This is a genomic window from Roseibium aquae (assembly GCF_008711285.1).
GTDB lineage: Bacteria > Pseudomonadota > Alphaproteobacteria > Rhizobiales > Stappiaceae > Roseibium > Roseibium aquae.
Map to the genome: position 1 here is coordinate 213,597 of NZ_VXDC01000004.1, position 16,819 is coordinate 230,415.

Consider the following 16,819-nt stretch of genomic DNA (forward strand, 5'->3'; position numbering starts at 1 on the left):
GGACATGACTGATCCCATCGTTCTCAACAGGGACAATGCAAAAGCGGCCTTGGCCGGGCTACCGCGCATGACACGCCTGGGCTTCAACCTGCTGCTTTCCCTGCAATACGGGTCCCTCAAGGTGAGTTTGCCCGATGGCCAGACCTTTTTGATCCGGGGCAAGGAGCCGGGCCCGGATGCGGTACTTGACATCCACGACATGAAATTCGTCCGGATGGTGGTGCAAAGCGGCGATGTCGGTGTCGGCGAGGCCTATATGGCCGGGTACTGGTCATCCCCGGACGTCACATCCTTCCTTGAACTGTTCTGTATCAATGGCGAGGCAACACTCGAAGCCATTCAGGGCCGGCCCGTGATGCGGTTCATATTGTCCGTCCGCCACTGGCTGAACACCAACACCAAGCGGGGATCCAAGCGCAATATTTCCGCGCATTACGACCTTGGCAACGCGTTCTACCGGGAATGGCTCGATGAGAGCATGACCTACTCATCCGCACTTTATGACGACCGGACCCAATCGCTGGAGGCGGCACAGGCGCAGAAATATGCAGCCCTTGTGCGCGAAACGGATATCAGGCCGGATCATACGGTGCTGGAAATCGGCTGTGGCTGGGGTGGCTTCGCCGAATTCGTCGGCAAGGAAGTCGGTGCGAAGGTGAAAGCCCTGACGATCTCACGGGAGCAACACGACTTCGCGCGCGAACGCATATTCAAGGCGGGTCTGAACGACAAGGTCGAGATTTGCTTCCAGGATTACCGCGATGAACGGGGAACCTATGACCGGATCGCCTCGATCGAGATGTTCGAAGCCGTCGGTGAACGCTATTGGCCGACCTATTTCAAACAGCTGGCCACCTGTCTGAAGCCGGGCGGGCATGCCGGTCTCCAGATCATCACAATTCAGGATGAAATGTTCGAGGACTACCGCCGCGGGACGGATTTCATCCAGCGGCACATCTTCCCCGGAGGGATGCTCCCTCCCCCGAGCAAACTGGTCGACATGGGCAGAGCGCTCGGCCTGCATTTGAAGGGACAGAGGATTTTCGGTCAGGACTACGCCCGAACCCTGGCAGAATGGCGCGAACGGTTTTGGGACGCCTGGCCGCGGATCAGTCCGCTCGGGTTTGATGAACGGTTCAAGCGGCTTTGGGAGTTTTATCTCCACTATTGTGAAGCCGGCTTCCGGGCCGGCAATATTGACGTACGTCAGCTGGTCTATGTGAAAGCAGGCTGACACGCCATATGAGAGACCGGGCGGTTCACAACACTGCCCGGTCATCTTTGACTTTTTTGGGGTTGTTGAGCTTCAAACGACCGTGATTTTCGCCAAGCACATCGGGCTTTGAGTTTGACACGCCTAAAGATGCGCGGCCCAACAAGAAACGATCAGCTTTGGGCGAGAGATCGGTTCCGATAAAACGCCCGCTGATCTGGCCACCCGGTGGCCATCCTATTCAGCCATAGTCTTCTTCGACCAACCTGTCGCTTTGGCCATGAGCGGAAAATAGAAGCGGTAGGGAACGAGCTTAAGCAGTTTCAACCGGCGGACAAAGGGGCGGGGAAAGGCGATCTCGAACCGCTTGGGGTCCTGCAATCCCTTGATGATTTCTTTCACAGCCTCTTCAGGCGTCATCAGGAAGGGCATGGGAAACGGGTTCGACTTCGTTGCCGGCGTGTCGACAAAACCGGGGTTGATCACCTGGATCCGGATTCCGGCAAGATCGAGATCGAATTTCAGGGCTTCCGCCATATTGATCAGGCCGGCTTTGGTCGCGCCGTAGGCCGCCGATGTGGGAAGGCCATTGTAGCCGGCAACCGAAGCCACGACGGCAATCTGACCCTTGCGGCGGATTTTCATCCGCTCGATCACCGGCAGCATCACATTGACCGTGCCTTTCAGGTTCACGTCAAAAGAGGTGTGCCACTCTTCCAGTTTCCCGTTCAATCCGTCCTGCGGATAGTAGACACCCGCATTGGCAATCAGCAACGCAACCGGTCCGCAGGTTTGATCGATGGACGTTGCATGAGAGGACATCAGTTGGGCGTCGGAAACGTCTCCGGCAAATACTTGGATCGATCCCGGGAGACTGGCGGCCTCATCGGCCAAGCCCTGGAGAGCGTTCTGAGAACGGGCGGTCACCGCGACATTCCACCCGAGACGGGCGAGATCGAGGGCGAGTTGACGGCCGATGCCCGTGCTGGCGCCGGTAATCCATGCGCAACCATCACTGGGCTGCGCACAATACAATGATGAAGACAAAAGAACCTCCGTTGTGGGTTACTAACTATACGCCGCACGACGGAGGTTTGGATTGATGTCAGTTCCGGACAAAAGGCGCGATGAACCGGCCGACAAGACCGGTCAGTTGCAAGCGCCCTTCTGTGACGGCGAAACAAATGCAGTCTTCACCGTCATCCGCGATCGGCCGGTGGTCGACACTGTCATCGGCGAAGGCAATGTCGCCGCGCACATAGTGTCCACTGAGATCGCTGAAACCGCCCTGAAGAACGAGCGTCAATTCCGTCCCGTGGTGCGTGTGAGACGGCATGGCGCGCCCGCCCTTGACCCAGATGGCGCTGACATTGCAGCCATCGATCTCGCCGAAGCGGCACTCCTTGACCCCTGGAAGCAGGGTTTTCCAAGGTAAGTCGGCGATGGGGCCCTTCGCGATCGACAGCAGGCTGGTCGGCAGATCGGAAGACACCGCAGACCGCTCAACCTCGATCGGGTCGCCTGATGGATGCACACCCTCGAAGATTGCTTTCAGCGCGGCGTCCCGGTCCAAAAACGCGACAGGGTCGACTTCATCAAGTCCGGTGCCGGCGAGAGCTTCCATCGACGCAACATAACTCCTGTTCCGGTCCGCCAGTTCGAGATGAGCCCCGACCAGCGCATGGGCGGGGGCAGCAAGTGTTCCGGCTGCGTATCCAGCCAGCAGCTCGTCCAGCCCGGTAATGTTCTGTTGCATCTCTCTACTCTTCAGGTCCGCGCGGCCTGTAAAGGTGCGCGTTCGTTGAATTTGTCCACTTTACGTGACACTCAAATCCATGGATCATCTTGTTTCCGCTTTTTTATTCGGAAATCTGTACGAGATCTAGAACCTGGGAAGAATAGGCAAACCCAGACTTTCAATGGATTTATCCCCGAGCCCGGCCGCTTTGGCTTGATCGGCGGCGGGAGGCCGACTAGCGTCTGCCCCAACACTTAGAAAAATCGGGAAACGTCTCATGTCCGCGTATCATTCCGTCGTCGATGCCATTGGCAATACGCCCTTGATCCGCCTCACGGCGCTGTCAGAGGAAACCGGCTGCGAAATATTGGGCAAGGCAGAATTTATGAACCCGGGCCAATCCGTCAAGGACCGCGCCGGACGCCAGATGATTCTGGAAGCGGAAGCGCGCGGCGACCTGAAACCCGGGGGATTGATTGTGGAGGGCACCGCGGGCAACACGGGTATTGGCCTTGCTCTGGTGGCCAGTGCGCGCGGCTATCGCACCGTAATCGTCATTCCGGAGACCCAGAGCCGGGAAAAAAAGGAAATGCTGAAACTGTGCGGCGCGGAACTTGTCGAAGTGCCGGTCCGGCCCTTCCGCGACCCCAACAACTATCAGCACGTGGCCAAACGCCTCGCAGAACAACTTGCTGAAACAGAGCCGAACGGTGTGTTGTTCGCGGACCAGTGGAACAATCTGGACAACCGGAAGGCGCACTATCTCACGACTGGCCCGGAAATCCTGAAACAAACCGATGGAAAGGTCGATGCGTTCATCTGCGCAGTGGGCACGGGCGGGACACTGGCCGGCGTGTCGACTTACCTGCGGGAACAAAAGCCCGGCATCGTCATTGGATGCGCCGATCCGATGGGAGCGGCAATGGCGAACCTTTTCACGACCGGAGAGGTAAAGGCAACCGAAGGCGGATCGATCTCAGAGGGGATCGGTCTTGGCCGCAGCACGCCGATTGTGGAAGATATCAAGGTTGATCACGCCTGGTCGATCCCCGATACCGAAGCACTGCCCATCATCTACGACCTGGCGGAGACTGAAGGGCTGCTTCTGGGCGGGTCTTCGGCGATCAACCTTGCGGGCGCACGCCGACTGGCCAAGGAAATAGGCCCCGGCCACACCATCGTGACCATCCTGTGCGACCATGGCACGCGCTACCAGTCTAAGCTCTACAATCCCGTCTTCTTGAAATCGAAGAGCCTTCCGGTCCCCGACTGGCTCGAAAAGGAAACGACATTGAAAGCCCCCTACGTGTGAACCCGCGAGACAGGGGCCGATGATCAACGAGGCAAAAGCTGCTGTCGACCCGACAGGTCCTGGACCGGCGCGTCAAATCGTTGCCGATGTCGCGAGAGACGCGACGATGCTGGAGGTTATTGCGAACAATCTCGGGCTCCTCGCGGGATTGTTGTTCCTTGTCTATGCCGCCGCGATTGTCTGTGCGATCCGCGAGATCATGAACAGCCGGACGGCACAGGGCTCGATTGCATGGCTCCTGTCGCTGTTTTTCATCCCCTACGTGACGGTCCCGCTTTACTTCATCTTTGGTTGGCGGGCTTTTGCCGACTACACCAAGGTTCAGGTCAGACTGGGGCGGGAGGAACGCAGGCGGCGTGCCGAAGAGTTGCGTTTGGCGGACCAGGAGGAAACTCGCGACTGGCCCGTTCTGTCGCGGATCGCCAGCATGCCGTTTCTCGCCGGACACGCTTGCGAGCTGCTGATTGACGGCGATGCCACATTCGCATCGATCGAGGCCGGGATTCGCGGCGCGAGCAAGACCATTTTCTTCCAGTTTTTCACCGTGGCCGATGACGGTTTGGGCAACAGGATGGCCAATGCCTTGATCGAACGGGCGCAAGCCGGGGTTCAGATCTACTTCCTCTACGACGACGTCGGGAGCCGCGGTATCGGCAATGCCTATCTGAACCGGCTCAAGAGAGCGGGAATCAAGGTCAGCGGGTTCAATGAACGGCACCGCTATCTTCGCCTGCTTGGCCCGATGCGTCTGAATTATCGCAACCACCGGAAAATCGTGGTCGTCGACTACCAGCATGCATGGGTTGGGGGACACAATGTGGCAGATCAATATATCGGTCTGTCAAAGCGGTTCGGGCACTGGCGCGATACCCATGCCAAGATTTCCGGTCCGGCCGCCCTGTCCTGCGCCATCTCGTTTGTCGAGGATTGGCTGTGGGCCAATGGCGAGGAAATCACGTTGCCGCAATCCGGTGAAATCCCGAAACCTGGCGACGAGTCCGTTCTGGTGATGCCGACTGGTCCGGCTGACGATCTCGAGGAATGCTCGATTGCCTTCGCCGAAGCGGCCGCCCGCGCGCGGCACCGTCTCTGGATCGCCACCCCCTATTTCGTGCCTTCCGTCGACATTCAGACCGCTCTTTATGCGGCTGCCATGCGCGGGGTGGATGTCCGGATCCTGTTACCCGAAAAACCGGATCACAAGATTGTTTGGCTGGCAAGCCATGCCCACGCGGACACCATGGTGGCGCGGGGCGTGAAGGTTTTCCGTTACAAAACAGGGTTCCTGCACCAAAAGATAACCCTCGTGGATCACGATCTTGCATCCGTCGGAACGGTGAATTTCGACAATCGCTCCTTCCGGATCAATTTCGAGATCACACTCTGGTTCACCCACGAACGAATGATCTCCAAGGTTGCTGACATGCTCGACGCCGATTTCCGGCAGGCCCGGATCACGGGAGCACACGAATTGGAAAATCGCAGCTATGCTTTCCGGGTCCTGGCGCAAGGAGCCCAGTTGCTTTCACCGATCCTTTAGGCAACTCTGACCGGGAACCAAACCGACGGGCACCGCATGGCTTTCATTCCAGACCTTCCAACACTGCTCGCGTTCACCCTGGCCGCTGTTGTCCTCATCATCACGCCAGGACCGGACATGACGCTCTTTCTCGGCAAAACGTTGACCCAGGGGCGCAAGGCGGGTGCGGCGGCTGTGATCGGAGCGGCCTGCGGCATTGTCGTGCATTCCCTTCTGGCCGCGCTCGGAATCTCGGCTCTACTGGCCGCGTCGGAAACCGCCTTTCTTGCCCTGAAGATCGGAGGGGCCGGTTATCTGGTTTGGCTCGCCGTTCAGGCGGTCCGCAAAGGTTCGGCCTTCACTCCGGATATGCAGACCGGCAGGACCGAGTCCTTTCTCGCGGTCTGGACCAAAGGGCTTACGATCAATCTCCTGAATCCCAAGATTGTGCTCTTCTTCGTGACCTTTCTGCCGCAATTCGTGTCGGCAACCGACCCCGCCGCGGCGCAAAAATTGTTGTTTCTCGGAGCCTACTTCATAGCCCTTGCCGTTCCTTGTTGCCTGGCTATGGTTGCGGGGGCCGCTTCGATCGCCCGGTTTCTCAGAAACTCGCCTCGGGTCTTGCGCGCCTTTGATTGGACCTTTGCCGGGATCATGGGTGCCTTCGCCCTCAAGCTGCTCGCGGCACAGTCTCTTGCGCGCTAACCCGTACCCGCCAGCGCTGAAAGGCGTTCATCACCCGTCCGCCAACGCAAGGTTCGCCCATGCCGACGACCCCTCTGTTCCGTGAAGATGCCTACCTTCGCACCTGCGAAGCCAAGGTGGAGGCCGTGACCGACCGCGGCGGCATCGTTCTTGACCGGACCGTGTTTTATGCCGCCGGTGGCGGGCAACCCGGTGATACAGGCGAGCTGGAGCTTGAAGATGGCCGCCGGATCGCCATCGCAGCCACAGTCTATGACGATGACAAGGCCACCATCATCCACGTTCCGGCAGAAGGGCAGGAAGTGCCCGTACCGGGCGCCCGGATCACGGCGCATATCGACTGGCCGAGACGGTACCGGCTAATGCGCATGCATACAGCACTCCATCTGCTCTCCGTGGCACTTCCCTATCCGGTGACCGGGGGTCAGATCGGCGATCCGGAGGGCCGGCTGGACTTCGACATGGGCGATGATGCCCTCGACAAGGAGGCCGTTCTTGACACCCTCAACGGGCTGGTGCGGGCCGACCATCCTGTCAGCAGCGAATGGATCACGGACGCGGAACTGGATGCCAATCCGGGCCTTGTGAAGACCATGTCGGTCGCCCCGCCGCGCGGCGCTGGAAAAGTGCGGTTGGTCCGCATTGGCCTGGACACCGATTTGCAACCTTGCGGGGGAACCCATGTCGCCTCCACTGCGGAGATCGGTCTTTTGGACTTGGGAAAATCCGAGAAAAAAGGCAAGCAGAACCGGCGGGTCCGGATCCAGCTTACCGATTGAGGGGCTGTCATGATACTTGAAGGCAGCTGCCACTGCGGTTCGATCCACTTCTCGGTGCACAGCAACACCCCCTACCCCTATATGCGGTGTTATTGCTCGGTCTGCCGCAAGACAACCGGCGGCGGAGGCTACGCCATCAACCTGATGGCGGATGCCGCAACACTGGATGTCCACGACCCCCATCGGGTCCGGAAAATCTACCAGGCCGAGTTTGATACCGGGGTCAGCCCGGCAGAACGCTCATTCTGCGGAACCTGCGGCAGCCATCTTTGGCTGTGGGATCCGCGCTGGCCGGACCTGATTCACCCATTGGCCTCGGCCATCGACACCCCCTTGCCCAAAACGCCGGAAACAGTGCACATCATGCTGGAAAGCAAACCGGATTGGGTCGATTTGCCGGCCGGCGATACCCATGTGCATTTCCAGGAGTATCCGGTCCTGTCCATTGAGGATTGGCACAAACAAAAGAACCTTTTCGGGAGGAATACACCATGAGCGCCGCTTCACCGCTTGTCTCCACGGACTGGCTCGCCGAAAGGCTCGCCTCCCCTGACCTCGTGGTCGTCGATGGATCCTGGTATCTGCCGCAAATGGGACGGGACGCGGAAGCCGAATACCTTGAGGGGCATATCCCCGGTGCTGTTCGGTTCGATATCGACGACGTGAGCGACCCCGCCTCGGGGCTGCCGCACACGCTGCCCGCGCCACATGTATTTTCCTCAAAGATGCGGAAAATGGGGATCGGAGACGGCCAGCGCATCGTCGTGTATGATGGCATCGGCCTGTTCTCCGCGCCGCGCGTATGGTGGATGTTCAAGGTGATGGGCGCCGGTGAGGTCTTCGTTCTGGATGGCGGGATCCGCAAATGGAAGGCGGAAGACCGGCCTTTGGAAGACGGCCGGATGACCGCTCGTCCTGATCGGCACTTCACGGCCAGGCTCAATCACATGGCGCTCGCCGATCTCAATGATGTCCGGAACACGATCGTCAATAGGTCCGGCCAGATTCTTGATGCCCGCCCTGCTGGCCGGTTTACAGGGGACGAAAAGGAGCCACGGGAGGGTATGCGGTCCGGGCATATGCCGGGAGCGCGAAACCTGCCCTTTTCCGAGCTGATGAACGACGACGGAACGGCCAAGGATGCGGACACGATTGGGCAACTCCTGGCCGCTGCAGGGATCGATCTGAACAAGCCGGTGACCACAACCTGCGGCTCCGGCGTCACGGCGGCCGCGCTCACCCTCGCCCTTGAAATCGCCGGGGCAAAAAACCTGACGCTTTACGATGGATCCTGGAGCGAATGGGGCGGGCGCGACGACACCGATGTCGTGACGGGGCCGGCTTGAGCTTCTAACCGCCGGCGGTCAGGACAATCAGATCCGTCTGACCGCCATCGGTCAGCACGAGTTGCTGATTGTTTCCTTCAAGGCGATACCCTTTCACCGCGCCGACCACTTTCAGGAACGCAGCTTCAAGTTCCATGATGTCGGGTTGGCATGCCTTGCGCGTCACAGCCAGGGGCCCCAGCCGGATGCTGCCCCGTTCGTCGCGCAATGGACCGAAAAGCGTATTGCATCCGGCTGACCCGGCGATCGTGCCGGACTCCTCGAACTCGATGGACATAGGCGCATCGGGCCGGGCCGGAGTGCCGTCGAACGACTGCACGGTCCACACTCCGATCAGACCGAATGGCACGTCGCTATCCTGGGCCAGGGCGGGTGCTGTACTCCCGAGGCACACAGCCATCACACCGGCAACGGCCGCCCGTCTCAATCCTGTCAAGCCCTCAGGCTTCCGCTGGTGGGTCATGCGCGTCTCCTCCTCAGCCATTGACCGGCGTTCCCGCCGTCCTTGACCTATTATTGGAAGCGGGAAACACCCAGCGTCAATTGGAACAAGTAACCCATCGGCAAGTTTGGTGACCAAAAAAACGCGGGACCCGAAGGCCCCGCGCGAAAAGCGATCCGGACTTGACGGCTTGTCAATGATGCAGGATCTGGCTGAGGAACAGTTTGGTCCGCTCATGCTGCGGATTGGTGAAGAACGGCTCCGGCTCGTTCTGTTCCACGATTTGCCCCTGATCCATGAAGATGACCCGGTTCGCGACCTTACGGGCAAAGCCCATTTCGTGGGTCACACAGAGCATGGTCATCCCGGATTCCGCGAGGCCCACCATCACGTCGAGCACTTCCTTGATCATCTCCGGATCGAGCGCGGAAGTCGGCTCATCGAAGAGCATGATTTTCGGGTTCATGCACAAGGACCGGGCGATCGCGACGCGCTGCTGCTGACCACCAGACAATTGCCCCGGATACTTGAGCGCCTGCTCCGGGATCTTGACGCGTTCCAGATAATGCATCGCGACCTCTTCGGCCTCCCGCTTCGGCATCTTGCGGACCCAAATCGGGGCCAGAGTGCAATTCTCGAGGATCGTCAGATGCGGAAACAGGTTGAAGTGCTGGAAACACATGCCGACTTCTCGGCGGATCTCGTCGATCTTCTTCAGGTCGTCCGTCAGTTCGATGCCATCGACGACGATTGACCCTTTCTGATGCTCTTCAAGCCGGTTGATGCAGCGGATCATGGTGGACTTTCCGGACCCGGACGGACCGCAAATCACGATCCGCTCCCCCCGCATCACCTTGAGATTGATATCCCGCAGTACGTGGAAGTCCCCGTACCATTTGTTCATGTTCTTGATTTCGACCGCCACATCCGTTTCGGAGACGGTCATTTTCGACCGGTCTGGGGTGTAGTCGTCGGAAAGGACAGCGTTGTCACTCATGGGTCTTAACTCCGAATTCTTGTGTCTTGTGGGGGGCGGCGCGCCAGCAGCGGGCCGCCCCTCGATCAAGGCCGTCCGACGGCTATCGTTTGTGTCCGGTATGCAGCTTGCGTTCCATGAAGATGGAATAGCGCGACATGCCGAAACAGAAGACGAAGAAGATCGCGGTTGCGAACAGATACCCCGTGTAGCTCTGTGTCGGCGTGGACCAGTTCGGATCCGAGAAGGACGACTGGATCTGACCGAGAAGGTCGAACATTCCAACGATCAGAACCAGTGTGGTGTCCTTGAACAGGCCAATGAACGTGTTGACGATTCCCGGGATCACCATCTTCAGAGCCTGCGGCAGGATGATGAGATACATCATCGGCCAGAACCGCAGTCCAAGCGCCTGTGCCCCCTCGTACTGCCCCTTCGGGATCGCCTGCAAGCCACCGCGCACGACCTCGGCCATATAGGCGGAGGCAAACAGCGTCACCCCGATCAGCACCCGCAGAAGCTTGTCGAAGGTCACCCCATCGGGCAGGAAAAGCGGCAGCACAACCGATGCCATGAACAGCACCGTGATGAGCGGCACCCCCCGCCAAAACTCGATGAAGATGATCGACACGAGTTTGACGATCGGCATTTGCGACCGCCGCCCAAGAGCCAAGGCGATGCCCAGGGGAAGCGAAGCCACGATCCCGGTGACCGCGATCACCAGGGTGACAAGCAGGCCGCCCCACTGGGCCGTTTGGACGATCGGCAGGATGACGTTGTCGCCAATGACCAGGCCGGTCAGCAGGAAATAGGCGACGACCGGGAACACGACGAGAAACAGGATCGCGTTCAATCCCTTGCGCGGGAGGCTGGGAATCAAAAGCGGCACCATCGTGAAGACGAGCAGAACAAAAACGACATCGACCCGCCAGCGTTCTTCGAGCGGATAACGGCCATAGATGAACTGCGGCAGATAGGCTTTGACATAGGCCCAGCAGGCCCCGACCGTTTGTCCCTCCTGGGTCGCCAGACAGGCCTGGCGGTCGTCGCCCGTCCAGACCGCGTCTATGAAGGCAAACTGGATGATCGGAGCAATGATCGAATAGGCCAGCCAGATGCCGATGAAGGTAAGAATGGTGTTCCCAACGGACGAAAAGAGGTTCTTGCGCATCCAGCCGATCGCCCCGGTCGTCGAGACCGGAGCCGGCAGGGTTGGCGCTTCCTCGCTGCGCACGTGGGCAAGATCAGCATTTGCCATGTCTTGATCTCCTTAGCGTTCCACGAGCGCCATGCGCTGGTTGTACCAGTTCATGAACATCGATGTGAGCAGACTGAGTGACAGGTAAACCATCATCCAGACAGCGATCACCTCGATCGCCTGCCCGGTCTGGTTCAGAACCGTCCCACCGACAGACACCAGGTCCGGAAAGGCAATCGCGACGGCCAGAGACGAGTTTTTCGTCAGGTTGAGATACTGGCTGGTCAGCGGCGGAATGATGACCCGCATCGCCTGAGGAATGATCACCAGCCGAAGTGTCGGTCCCTGGCGCAATCCCAAGGCATGCGCCGCCTCTGTTTGACCGTGGCTCACGGCCTGGATCCCTGCACGGACAATCTCGGCAATGAATGCCGAGGTGTAGATCGCCAAAGCCACCGTGAGCGCCAGGAATTCCGGGATCACGTTGATCCCCACATTCAGTTGAAATCCGCGTTGCAGCATCGGCCCTGTTTCGTTGAACACCGGATGCTCCAGGCCGATCGGCATGCCCATCACGAAAAAGGTGATGAGTGGAAGCCCCAGGATGAGTCCGAAGCCGGTCAACAAGGAGGGGAACTGCTGACCGGTCGCTTCCTGGCGTTTCCTGGCCCACCGCGCGATGAAGACGGTTGCGGCGATTGCGGCCAACAGCGCGTAAAAAACGATGTCGGAGCCCGATTCAAAGAGGGGTTTGGGAGCGCGCAGTCCGCCGATGTTGAGATGAAATGTATCGAATAAAGACCATTTGTCGCGCTTGCCCGGGACAGCGCGAAGAACGGCGAAGTACCAGAAGAAGATCTGAAGCAGCAGGGGAACGTTGCGCAGGATCTCCACATACCAGTATGCGATCTGGGAGATTACCCAGTTGGGAGACAGCCGCGCTATCCCAGCCACAAAGCCGAGGACGGTGGCCAATGCGATGCCGACCACGGCCACCAGCAGCGTGTTCAAGAAGCCAGCGAACAGAGCCTGCCCGTAACTTGAGGTTTCCGCGTAAGGCACAAGGGTCTGAATGATCCCGAAGCCTGCTGTGTTGTCCAGAAATCCGAAACCCGAGGCAATGTTTTGCCGTTCAAGGTTTACAATCGTGTTCGAGACGATGAACCAGCCTGAAAGCACGAGGAAGGCCACCAGAAGTACCTGGTAGAAAATCCCGCGGATTTTAGGATCGTTCATCAACGAAGCACGCGCCGGCGTTGCCGCCGTGTCCTGCTCCAATACTGCCATTAACCCTCGCCCGATTTGCGGTGCAGCCGCCGGGCCCGGCCAAGTCTGGCCGTGTCATAGCTGCAACCAAGGGCTGTTTCCTGTCTTGATGTCCGCTTGCGCGGATCTTCCCCTGCCGGTGGAAACAGCCTGCCCTCTAGTGAGCCGCCCGCCTGTGCCGATGGTTCATCCATTCGGTCCCGGAACGGCCGATTTGTTGTTAGGGCTTCGGCAGTCTTCCAACTGCCGAAGCCCAGCATCCCGGTTGGTCTACCGACGCGCTTAGCGGACCGGCGGAGCGTAGAGAATGCCGCCCTTCGTCCAAAGCGCGTTTATGCCGCGCGCGATACCGAGCGGAGTATCGGGACCAACATTGGCGTCGAAGGTCTCGCCGTAGTTGCCCACGTGCTTGAGAATGCGCGCCCCGAAGTCGTTGGTCAGGCCGATGCCTTCTCCGAACGCGCCTTCAACGCCGAGCAGGCGCTTCACGGACGGGTTGTCGGAAGACATCATTTCATCAACGTTTTCAGAGGTCACGCCGAGCTCTTCGGCGTTGATCATCGCATTGAGGGTCCACTTTGCGATGTTGAACCATTCGTCGTCACCCTGACGCACGACCGGTCCGAGCGGCTCCTTGGAAATGATTTCCGGCAGAACCATGTGGTCGCCCGGGTTGGTCAGCTTGAGGCGCTGGGCGTACAGACCGGAAGCGTCCGTGGTGTAGACGTCGCAACGGCCGGCATCATATGCCGCGACAACTTCGTCGGCCTTTTCAAAGGCGACGATTTCGTACGGCATGTTGTTCGCGCGGAAATAGTCGGCGACGTTGAGCTCGGTGGTGGTGCCGGTGTTGGTGCACACGGAGGCGCCCGACAGTTCCAGAGCCGAGGTCACGCCAAGATCCTTGCGGACCATGAAGCCCTGACCGTCGTAGTAGTTCACCCCGGCAAAGTTCAGGCCGAGCTGGGAGTCACGGGACATGGTCCAGGTGGTGTTCCGGGAAAGAATGTCGACTTCGCCGGACTGCAGAGCCGTGAAGCGCTCCTTGGCCGAAAGCGGCGTGAAGTTTACCGCGGACGGATCATCAAAGATCGCAGCAGCAACGGCACGGCAGTAGTCGACGTCGATACCGGTCCAGTTCCCCTGTGCGTCCGGGTTGGAAAAGCCCGGCAGGCCCTGGCTCACGCCGCACTGGACGAAGCCCTTGGCCTTGACGTCTTCAAGGGTTGTCGCCGATGCACTGGTCGCGGCGACGCCCATGGCAGCGCCAAGAACGAGCGGAAGGATTGTTTTCGACATGGATATGCAGCCTTGTATTGTTACCCATACTTTTGTGTCATCGGGACGAACTGATGCCCTCCGCACCGGCACCCCCGCAAACACTTGAGCGGCAGCAACCGTAACGCGCTCGACCGGATCAAACGGTCGATTCCTCCGGGCACCCCTGCCCGTCCCAATGGACCTATACGATGGTATTTGGCGGGGCGGGTCAAGAGGTTGACGCGGCCGAATACGGATATTTCCGTAACGCTGGTCCGATTCCGAGAAAAACCGGTTTGCACAGAAGGTGAACATGGTGATTTGCAATGCAGGCCTGCCCAAATGGTTGGCAGACACCTTTCCAAGTCATTCCAGCAGCTTGCATCAATAGCTTGAAAAGAGACGGGCGCCACTTTGGACAATCAAGGTGCAGTTCGGAAGACTGGGCGATTGTAAACGGATGATTGGCGCTTTGTCATTCCGGCCGCCCTGATCTCCCCACCGCTTTTCATGCCCACCGGTTTGTCAGCCGTTTGGTTGATTGTTAATGCTTTTGTCTGGCACATACCAACCACCCTGCGAGGTTTGCCCCTCCCGGGCGCTCCGCCCAGCCTGTCCGTTCCCGGGTCCGCGCAAGCCCGCCCGAACGAGAAAGAAGGACAAAATGACGACCAAGCCGGACAAGAACATCAGAAAACCGGATACCCTTCTGGCCCATTCAGGCCGGGATCCGGCAGGCTTCCACGGTTTCGTCAATCCGCCGGTGGTGCACGCATCCACCGTCTTGTTTCCCGACATCGAAACCATGACGTCCGGCGGTCAGAAATATGTCTATGCCCGGCGGGGAACGCCCACCACCGAAGCGCTGGAGACCGCATTGACGGAGCTTGAGGGCGCGGCCGGGACCAAGCTGGCGACCTCCGGCCTTAATGCCATCGCCCTTGCCTGCCTGTCCTGTCTGAAAACCGGCGATCATCTCTTGGTGCCCGATACGATCTACGGTCCGACCCGTCATTTCGCCGATACTGTCCTGCCGAACTTCGGCATCGAAACGACTTACTACGACCCCGCCCTTGCGGATGACATCCGGGCCGAGTTCAAACCGAACACGCGGGCCATATTCACCGAGGCTCCCGGGTCTCTCACATTCGAAATGCAGGACGTGCGCGCGATCACCACGGCGGCCCGGACAATCGGCGCCACGGTTCTGATGGACAACACTTGGGCCAGCCCGCTCTATTGCCAGCCGATCTCGCTTGGGGTGGATCTGTCCATCCAGGCCGGAACAAAATACATCGTCGGCCACTCGGACGTGATGCTGGGAACCATTTCGGCAAGCGAGCGGGCCTGGCCGGCCCTTGACCGGACCTTGTCGGCGATGGGCACCCACATCGCCCCGGACGATGTTTATCTGGCGCTGCGCGGATTGCGCACCTTGTCGGTCCGGCTGGAGCGGCACATGAAAAACACGCTTGTGGTCGTCGACTGGTTGAAAACGCGCCCGGAAGTGTCCGCCATTCGGTATCCCGCCCTTGAGAGCGATCCCGGCTACACCCTTTGGAAACGGGATTTCAGCGGCGCAAGCGGCTTGTTCGGCTTTGATTTCATGGCAGGCACCACGGACGCGCAGTCGACGGCCTTCTTCAATGCCCTCGAATTGTTTGGCCTGGGATACTCCTGGGGCGGGTTCGAGAGCCTGGCGATCCCTGTCCGGCTGAAAGGGATCAGAACCACCACCACACCGGATCCGGCGGTGAAATCGGCCCGGATCCACATCGGCCTGGAAGACCCCGAAGATCTCATCAAGGATCTCAAGCGCGCGCTTGAGGTCGCCTTCTTGTGAGCGGTGTCAAACGGACAGCGTGGGGAAGTGAGAAAGCTGCCCGGCTTCGGTACCTGATCGGTTTCGACATGTTCGAACCGGCGCTAAATTGTCGGGTCCTGCCGTTTTTCGCGGAAGATTAGCCACAAGTTCCGGAAATAGATCAACAGGCCAAGACCCTGCCCTGCGATAAACACAGGGTCTTGGCGTTGGATCGCGTAAACGAGCAACAGCGATCCGCCGGCCACGGAAAAGAACCAGAAGGCAACCGGGACGATCGAACGGCCAACCCGCTCAGACGCGATCCACTGGATCACGAACCGCATCATGAACATTGCCTGGGCCACGAATCCCAGAACGATCCAGAAGCTGAATTGCTCGACGAAAACCTGGTAGAACCAGTCGATAATCGCAGTCATGGGCGTTTCATCTTTCAATCCGCGGTCAGAGGCGGTGCGGGATCGGGGACCGTTTCGACGCTGAGGGCGCTGATGATGGGACGCCGTTTCCGGCGGCGGCGCAACCACCAAACCCCGGCAAGATCAACAACGCCGACAAGCGCCCTGTCAAAGATTCCGTATTTCGACGAGCCGAACCGGCGGTTCCGGTCTTCCACATCGAGATGCACGACAGCGTACCCTTCCCGGATGACCAGCGCGGGCAGAAACCGATGCCAGCTGTCGAAATAGGGAAGCTGCAAAAAGACGTCGCGGCGCAAGACTTTCAGGCCGCATCCGCTGTCGCGGGTATTGTCCCGCAAGATCGCGCCGCGAACCTTGTTGGCAAGCTTCGAGGCATAGCGCTTGGCAGGGCTGGCCTTACGCCCCACCCTTTGGCCAGCGGCCAGGGCCACACCCGGTCCGGCCGCATCCAAAAGATCCAGCAGCCTTGGAATATAAGCCGGGTTGTTTTCCCCATCGCCGTCGATGGTCGCGATCACGCGTCCGCGCGAGTTAAGTAAGCCCGTGCGAACCGCGCAACTCTGGCCGCAAGAGGTCTCGTGCCGGAACGGCCGGAGCCACCGGTGGCGTTCGGCGTAAGCGATCAGCGCCTGGGGTGTTTCATCGGTCGAGCCGTCATCGACGACGATCACCTCGAAGGCGCGGGCCGAAAGCGCGTCCGATATCTCGTCCAGGAGGATCGGAAGGTTCTCCGCCTCGTTCTTTGCTGGAACCACAACGGTCACATCAAGACCTTGGGTTTCCCTGGATAGCATCTCGGCAACGCTGCTGGGCATTGGATT

General features: G+C 59.4%; 17 protein-coding genes. 8 read left to right on the forward strand and 9 right to left on the reverse strand.

Annotated elements, in window-relative coordinates; all coding sequences use genetic code 11:
- The first annotated feature begins 4 nt into the window (after positions 1-4).
- Entirely contained in the window at positions 5-1,234 is a 1,230-nt protein-coding gene (locus F0184_RS08200; RefSeq protein WP_150495691.1) for an SAM-dependent methyltransferase, read from the forward strand.
- A 216-nt stretch (positions 1,235-1,450) separates the two neighbouring features.
- Here the strand turns inward: F0184_RS08200 and F0184_RS08205 are convergent, their stop codons facing one another.
- Together F0184_RS08205 and F0184_RS08210 are read right to left on the reverse strand one after the other, a co-directional pair.
- Positions 1,451-2,260, reverse strand: coding sequence for an SDR family NAD(P)-dependent oxidoreductase (locus F0184_RS08205; protein WP_150495692.1), 810 nt, complete (start codon positions 2,258-2,260; stop codon positions 1,451-1,453).
- Between the two features lie 58 nt (positions 2,261-2,318).
- On the reverse strand, positions 2,319-2,969 hold the full coding sequence (locus tag F0184_RS08210) for a ChrR family anti-sigma-E factor (RefSeq protein ID WP_150495693.1): 651 nt from the start codon (positions 2,967-2,969) through the stop codon (positions 2,319-2,321).
- Between the two features lie 259 nt (positions 2,970-3,228).
- Between F0184_RS08210 and F0184_RS08215 the strand changes: the two genes are divergently transcribed.
- The 6 genes from F0184_RS08215 to sseA are packed head-to-tail and all read left to right on the forward strand — an operon-like array spanning position 3,229 to position 8,612.
- A complete protein-coding gene (locus F0184_RS08215; RefSeq protein WP_150495694.1) occupies positions 3,229-4,263 on the forward strand; it encodes a cysteine synthase A in 1,035 nt (344 codons plus the stop codon).
- A gap of 19 nt (positions 4,264-4,282) precedes the next feature.
- The gene (gene cls / locus F0184_RS08220) at positions 4,283-5,803 is read left to right on the forward strand and encodes a cardiolipin synthase (RefSeq protein ID WP_150495695.1); all 1,521 of its coding nucleotides are present in this window, start codon (positions 4,283-4,285) and stop codon (positions 5,801-5,803) included.
- A 36-nt stretch (positions 5,804-5,839) separates the two neighbouring features.
- Complete coding sequence (locus F0184_RS08225) at positions 5,840-6,487, forward strand: LysE family translocator (protein ID WP_150495696.1); 648 nt, start codon at positions 5,840-5,842, stop codon at positions 6,485-6,487.
- Between the two features lie 59 nt (positions 6,488-6,546).
- Complete coding sequence (locus F0184_RS08230) at positions 6,547-7,266, forward strand: alanyl-tRNA editing protein (RefSeq protein ID WP_150495697.1); 720 nt, start codon at positions 6,547-6,549, stop codon at positions 7,264-7,266.
- 9 nt (positions 7,267-7,275) lie between these two features.
- The gene (locus tag F0184_RS08235) at positions 7,276-7,761 is read left to right on the forward strand and encodes a GFA family protein (RefSeq protein ID WP_150495698.1); all 486 of its coding nucleotides are present in this window, start codon (positions 7,276-7,278) and stop codon (positions 7,759-7,761) included.
- A complete protein-coding gene (gene sseA, locus F0184_RS08240; protein WP_150495699.1) occupies positions 7,758-8,612 on the forward strand; it encodes a 3-mercaptopyruvate sulfurtransferase in 855 nt (284 codons plus the stop codon). The genes F0184_RS08235 and sseA overlap by 4 nt, the downstream gene beginning before the upstream one ends.
- Before the next feature lie 4 nt (positions 8,613-8,616).
- Here sseA and F0184_RS08245 read toward each other — a convergent pair whose 3' ends face one another.
- From F0184_RS08245 to F0184_RS08265, 5 genes are all read right to left on the reverse strand, one after another.
- Entirely contained in the window at positions 8,617-9,075 is a 459-nt protein-coding gene (locus F0184_RS08245) for an META domain-containing protein (RefSeq protein ID WP_172972039.1), read from the reverse strand.
- A gap of 172 nt (positions 9,076-9,247) precedes the next feature.
- Positions 9,248-10,051 carry an amino acid ABC transporter ATP-binding protein gene (locus tag F0184_RS08250; RefSeq protein WP_150495701.1) on the reverse strand — a complete coding sequence of 268 codons (804 nt, stop codon included), beginning with the start codon at positions 10,049-10,051 and terminating at the stop codon, positions 9,248-9,250.
- Between the two features lie 82 nt (positions 10,052-10,133).
- The gene (locus tag F0184_RS08255; protein ID WP_150495702.1) at positions 10,134-11,288 is read right to left on the reverse strand and encodes an amino acid ABC transporter permease; all 1,155 of its coding nucleotides are present in this window, start codon (positions 11,286-11,288) and stop codon (positions 10,134-10,136) included.
- Between the two features lie 12 nt (positions 11,289-11,300).
- A complete protein-coding gene (locus tag F0184_RS08260; RefSeq protein WP_172972040.1) occupies positions 11,301-12,515 on the reverse strand; it encodes an amino acid ABC transporter permease in 1,215 nt (404 codons plus the stop codon).
- A 261-nt stretch (positions 12,516-12,776) separates the two neighbouring features.
- Entirely contained in the window at positions 12,777-13,793 is a 1,017-nt protein-coding gene (locus F0184_RS08265; RefSeq protein ID WP_206668319.1) for an amino acid ABC transporter substrate-binding protein, read from the reverse strand.
- 625 nt (positions 13,794-14,418) lie between these two features.
- Here F0184_RS08265 and metC point away from each other — a divergent pair.
- Positions 14,419-15,597, forward strand: a complete 1,179-nt coding sequence (gene metC / locus F0184_RS08270; RefSeq protein WP_150495703.1) for a cystathionine beta-lyase — start codon at positions 14,419-14,421, stop codon at positions 15,595-15,597.
- 83 nt (positions 15,598-15,680) lie between these two features.
- Here metC and F0184_RS08275 read toward each other — a convergent pair whose 3' ends face one another.
- Complete coding sequence (locus tag F0184_RS08275) at positions 15,681-15,995, reverse strand: lipid-A-disaccharide synthase N-terminal domain-containing protein (protein ID WP_150495704.1); 315 nt, start codon at positions 15,993-15,995, stop codon at positions 15,681-15,683.
- A gap of 14 nt (positions 15,996-16,009) precedes the next feature.
- The gene (locus F0184_RS08280) at positions 16,010-16,813 is read right to left on the reverse strand and encodes a glycosyltransferase family 2 protein (protein WP_206668320.1); all 804 of its coding nucleotides are present in this window, start codon (positions 16,811-16,813) and stop codon (positions 16,010-16,012) included.
- Between the last annotated feature and the right edge of the window lie 6 nt (positions 16,814-16,819).

Bases quoted from the DNA above. Each gene is read 5' to 3' on its own strand.
- F0184_RS08200 (WP_150495691.1), top strand. From the start codon at position 5: ATGACTGATCCCATCGTTCTCAACAGGGACAATGCAAAAGCGGCCTTG.
- F0184_RS08210 (WP_150495693.1), bottom strand. From the start codon at position 2,969: ATGCAACAGAACATTACCGGGCTGGACGAGCTGCTGGCTGGATACGCA.
- F0184_RS08215 (WP_150495694.1), top strand. From the start codon at position 3,229: ATGTCCGCGTATCATTCCGTCGTCGATGCCATTGGCAATACGCCCTTG.
- cls (WP_150495695.1), top strand. From the start codon at position 4,283: ATGATCAACGAGGCAAAAGCTGCTGTCGACCCGACAGGTCCTGGACCG.
- F0184_RS08225 (WP_150495696.1), top strand. From the start codon at position 5,840: ATGGCTTTCATTCCAGACCTTCCAACACTGCTCGCGTTCACCCTGGCC.
- F0184_RS08230 (WP_150495697.1), top strand. From the start codon at position 6,547: ATGCCGACGACCCCTCTGTTCCGTGAAGATGCCTACCTTCGCACCTGC.
- F0184_RS08235 (WP_150495698.1), top strand. From the start codon at position 7,276: ATGATACTTGAAGGCAGCTGCCACTGCGGTTCGATCCACTTCTCGGTG.
- sseA (WP_150495699.1), top strand. From the start codon at position 7,758: ATGAGCGCCGCTTCACCGCTTGTCTCCACGGACTGGCTCGCCGAAAGG.
- F0184_RS08245 (WP_172972039.1), bottom strand. From the start codon at position 9,075: ATGACCCACCAGCGGAAGCCTGAGGGCTTGACAGGATTGAGACGGGCG.
- F0184_RS08250 (WP_150495701.1), bottom strand. From the start codon at position 10,051: ATGAGTGACAACGCTGTCCTTTCCGACGACTACACCCCAGACCGGTCG.
- F0184_RS08255 (WP_150495702.1), bottom strand. From the start codon at position 11,288: ATGGCAAATGCTGATCTTGCCCACGTGCGCAGCGAGGAAGCGCCAACC.
- F0184_RS08260 (WP_172972040.1), bottom strand. From the start codon at position 12,515: ATGGCAGTATTGGAGCAGGACACGGCGGCAACGCCGGCGCGTGCTTCG.
- F0184_RS08265 (WP_206668319.1), bottom strand. From the start codon at position 13,793: ATGTCGAAAACAATCCTTCCGCTCGTTCTTGGCGCTGCCATGGGCGTC.
- metC (WP_150495703.1), top strand. From the start codon at position 14,419: ATGACGACCAAGCCGGACAAGAACATCAGAAAACCGGATACCCTTCTG.
- F0184_RS08275 (WP_150495704.1), bottom strand. From the start codon at position 15,995: ATGACTGCGATTATCGACTGGTTCTACCAGGTTTTCGTCGAGCAATTC.
- F0184_RS08280 (WP_206668320.1), bottom strand. From the start codon at position 16,813: ATGCCCAGCAGCGTTGCCGAGATGCTATCCAGGGAAACCCAAGGTCTT.